Annotated in this window: 1 pseudogene; it reads right to left on the bottom strand. The window is 64.2% G+C overall.

Features of this window, described 5'->3' with window-relative positions:
* Positions 1–1,227, bottom strand: a pseudogene (locus FHK92_RS23420) (type IV secretion protein Rhs); the annotation flags it as partial.

Below are 1,227 nucleotides of genomic sequence, written 5' to 3'. Positions count from 1 at the left end.
CGGATCAGTCCGTTGGGCGTGTAGTCCAGCCGATAGTGCTCGCCGGATTCGTTCTCGATGTCGGTCAGCAACAGCCGCGCCGAGTCGTAGCGGTACTTCAGTTCGCTGCCGTCGGGGTTGAGGCGGCGGCTGATCAGGTGCAGGTCGTCGGCGTATTCGTAGCGGGTGGTGTGCCCGATTTCGTCCTGCTCGGCGATGACCTTGCCGTAGGCGTTGTAGCGCCAGGCGCGGGTGGCGCCACCGGGCAAGGTGATTTGCAGCAAGCGGCCCACGGCGTCCCATTGGTAATGGGTGATGGCGCCGTGTTCATCCTGGCGGGTCAGCAAACGTCCGAGGGCGTCGTAGGAAAAACACCGCTGACTGCCATCGGGCAGGGTTTCTTCCGTCAACTGGCCCAGGTGATTGCGCACAAAGTAATGGGCGCTGGCGTCCGGGTAGCTGATGGTTTTCAGTTGCCCTTGGCCGTCGTAGTGGTACCAGGTGCTTTGGCCGTCCGGGTCGATGGCCTCGATGACATCGCCGTGGTCATTACGGCGGTAGGTCCACACCGCTTTGCCGCGCTGCCGGGCGTGCAGGAAACCGTTTCGGTATTCGTAGGACGTCGGCTCATCTTCAGGCGGAATCAGCGCCACCAGCCGTCCGACTTCGTCGTAGCGGTATTCGGTGACGGCGCCGAGCGGGTCTTGCTCGGCGATCAAGCGGCCCTGTTCGTCATAGGCCTTGAGGTGTTCGCCGCCGGCGGGATCGACCTGGCGCACCAGTCGCGCGCGGTCATCATGAACGTAGGCTTCCTGGCTGCCGTCGAGGTTGTGGACCGTGACGCTGCCGTCCTCGCCCCAGGTGTAGCGGCTGTCCATCTGCGCGAACGACGCCCAATGCCGGAAGCAGCGGGCCGCTGCGCCGACGCCCTGCCATTCCCAGTAGAAACTCGCGCCGCCGGCCAGTTGCCGCTGAAGGATGACGTGCTGGTCGTCGTAATCGTAGCGTTCGCTTTCGCCGGCCGCGTTGGTCGCTTCGATGAGTCGGAAACGGCCGTCGTAGCGGTAGGAAATCAGCGTCTGTTCAGTACGCCAGCCCTCGTCGCGGGTCGGTGCCGGGTGAAAACGCTGGTAGTCGATGGCGACCAGGTGACGGTGTTCGTAGCGCAGGCGCAGGCAGCGTCCAGCGCCGTTGTCCAGGCGGCTGATGTCACCGTAGATGTTGCGCTGGACGGTCAGGCGGTTATCG

Origin of the sequence: Pseudomonas brassicacearum subsp. neoaurantiaca (assembly GCF_013608025.1) — a bacterium.
Taxonomy (GTDB): domain Bacteria; phylum Pseudomonadota; class Gammaproteobacteria; order Pseudomonadales; family Pseudomonadaceae; genus Aquipseudomonas.
The sequence above is the reverse complement of the archived record's forward strand: the minus strand, read 5'-3'. Positions and strand labels throughout refer to the sequence as shown.